Origin of the sequence: Streptomyces nanshensis (genome assembly GCF_001751255.1) — a bacterium.
GTDB lineage: Bacteria > Actinomycetota > Actinomycetes > Streptomycetales > Streptomycetaceae > Streptomyces > Streptomyces nanshensis_A.
Map to the genome: position 1 here is coordinate 1 of NZ_LJGW01000618.1, position 2,844 is coordinate 2,844.

The following is a 2,844-nucleotide window of genomic DNA, read 5'->3' on the forward strand; positions in this document are numbered from 1 at the left end:
GCACCCCCGTCGCCAAGGGTGCGGCCCGCGGCCGTCGTTCGGCGCGGCGGTGCTCAGTCGAGCGCCGCCAGCGCGTCGTTGAAAGTCTTCGACGGACGCATCACGGCCGACGCCTTCGCCGCGTCGGGCCAGTAGTAGCCGCCGATGTCCGCGGGCGAGCCCTGCACCGCGATCAGCTCGTCCACGATGGCCTGTTCCTGCTCGCCGAGCCGGCGGGCGAGGTCGGCGAACGCCTCCGCGAGCTGCGCGTCGTCGGTCTGCTTCGCCAGCTCCTGCGCCCAGTACAGCGCCAGGTAGAAGTGGCTGCCGCGGTTGTCGAGGCCGCCGAGCCTGCGCGTCGGGGACTTGTTCTCCTGCAGGAACGTCGCCGTCGCCCGGTCCAGGGTGTCGGCGAGGATCTGCGCACGGGCGTTGCCCGTCTTCTGCGCCAGGTGCTCGAAGCTGACGGCCAGCGCGAGGAATTCGCCCAGGCTGTCCCAGCGCAGATAGTTCTCCTTGACGAGCTGCTGCACGTGCTTGGGGGCCGAGCCGCCCGCGCCCGTCTCGAAGAGGCCGCCGCCGTTGATGAGCGGGACGACCGAGAGCATCTTGGCGCTGGTGCCCAGTTCGAGGATGGGGAAGAGGTCCGTCAGGTAGTCGCGCAGCACGTTGCCGGTGACGGAGATCGTGTTCTCGCCGCGGCGGATGCGCTCCAGGGAGAACGCGGTCGCCTCGACCGGCGACATGACCTCGATCCGCAGGCCCTCCGTGTCGTGCTCGGGGAGGTACTGCTCGACCTTCGCGATGAGGTTCCGGTCGTGGGCGCGGCTGTCGTCGAGCCAGAAGACCGCCGGGTCGCCGGTCGCGCGGGCGCGGGTGACGGCGAGCTTGACCCAGTCCCGTACGGGCACGTCCTTGGTCTGGCACATACGGAAGATGTCGCCGGCGCCGACGGCCTGTTCCAGCACCGCGTGGCCGGAGCCGTCGACGACGCGGACGGTGCCGGTCGCGGGGATCTCGAAGGTCTTGTCGTGGCTGCCGTACTCCTCGGCCTTCTGCGCCATGAGGCCGACGTTGGGCACCGAGCCCATCGTGGCCGGGTCGAAGGCGCCGTTGGCGCGGCAGTCGTCGATGACGACCTGGTAGATGCCGGCGTAGCTGCTGTCGGGGATGACGGCGAGGGTGTCCTGCTCCTCGTCGTTCTTGTTCCACATGTGGCCGGAGGTGCGGATCATCGCCGGCATGGAGGCGTCGACGATGACGTCGCTCGGCACATGCAGATTGGTGATGCCGCGGTGCGAGTCGACCATCGCCAGGTCGGGACCCGAGGCCAGCTCCGCCTCGAACGACTCCTTGATCTTCGCGCCGTCGGGCAGGGACTCCAGGCCCTTGAAGATGCCGCCGAGGCCGTCGTTGGGGGTGAGCCCGGCGGCGGCGAGGGTCGTGCCGTACTCGGCGAACGTCTTCGGGAAGAAGGCGCGTACGACGTGACCGAAGATGATCGGGTCGGAGACCTTCATCATCGTGGCCTTCAGATGCACCGAGAACAGCACGCCCTCGTCCTTGGCGCGGGCGACCTGCGCCGCGAGGAACTCCCGCAGCGCCGCGACGCGCAGCACGGCCGCGTCCACGATCTCGCCGGCCTGCACCGGGACGGACTCGCGCAGCACGGTGGTGCTGCCGTCGTCGCCGTCCAGCTCGATACGGAGCGAGCCGTCCTCCGCGATGACCGCGGACTTCTCGGTGGAGCGGAAGTCGTCGCCGGTCATGTGCGCCACGTTCGTCTTCGACTCGGGCGACCAGGCGCCCATGCGGTGCGGGTGGGAGCGGGCGTAGTTCTTCACGGACGCGGGCGCGCGGCGGTCCGAATTGCCCTCGCGCAGCACCGGGTTGACGGCGCTGCCCTTGACCTTGTCGTAGCGGGCGCGGATGTCGCGCTCCTCGTCGGTCTTCGGCTCGTCCGGGTACTCCGGCAGCGCGAAGCCCTTCTCCTGCAGTTCGGCGACGGCCGCCTTGAGCTGCGGGATGGAGGCCGAGATGTTCGGCAGCTTGATGATGTTGGCCTGCGGCGTCCTCGCCAGCTCGCCGAGGTTGCCGAGGGCGTCCTCGACGCGCTGCTGCGGCTCCAGGCGCTCGGGGAACTGGGCCAGGATGCGCCCGGCCAGCGAGATGTCGCGGCTCTCGACACCGACCCCGGCCGTCGAGGCGTACGCCCTGACCACGGGCAGGAACGAATACGTCGCCAGGGCCGGGGCCTCGTCGGTGTCCGTATAGATGATGGTCGAGTCAGTCACCGGTACTCCGCTCCACGTCTACATCGTCTCGACGTCAAGATATCTCCTCCGGGCCCGCATGCCACAGCCGCCCCCGAGCCGCCCGGGACGCCCGCACACACCCGGAGCGAAGCGGAACGACCGGTGCCGCTCACCGGCGACGGCCCCGGCGGCGGGGAACGGGCGCCGTGCGATCCAAACGGCACCGCTCGCAAGTTGACAACAATCGCGCATGTGCCGTAGGGGCCCGCTAGGTTGACGGTGACCTGCCAACCGTGCGCCCACTGCCGACGCACGGTGGCACCGCGAGGGAACACACGCGTCGCGACGGATTCCACGGGGAGGCCGGCGATGGCAGCACTGAGATGCTCCAAGTGCGGAGCACGCGTCCAGGTGGACGGCACCTCGTCCTGTACGTGTGTACATACGTCCGCCGACCAGCTACGGCCGGTGGACTTCGAGGCGTTCCGGCCGCGGCTCAGCGCCGCGCGGAAGGCCGCACGCGCCTCCTGGGAGGAGACCGTACGCGGCGCACCCGGCACCGCCGGGGCCCGCTCGGCACGCGGCGCACCCGGTGCGCGCAAGGCGGCCG

2 protein-coding genes are annotated in these 2,844 nt (G+C 70.3%); one reads left to right on the forward strand and one right to left on the reverse strand.

Annotation, left to right across the window (positions count from 1 at the left end; genetic code table 11):
• Positions 1-53: 53 nt before the first annotated feature.
• Positions 54-2,273, reverse strand: a complete 2,220-nt coding sequence (locus AN218_RS30320) for an NADP-dependent isocitrate dehydrogenase (protein WP_070020240.1) — start codon at positions 2,271-2,273, stop codon at positions 54-56.
• A 330-nt stretch (positions 2,274-2,603) separates the two neighbouring features.
• On the opposite strand from AN218_RS30320, the gene AN218_RS30325 reads away from it, so the two are divergent.
• On the forward strand, positions 2,604-2,844 hold a 241-nt coding region (locus tag AN218_RS30325), incomplete at its 3' end, for a hypothetical protein (RefSeq protein ID WP_141747763.1).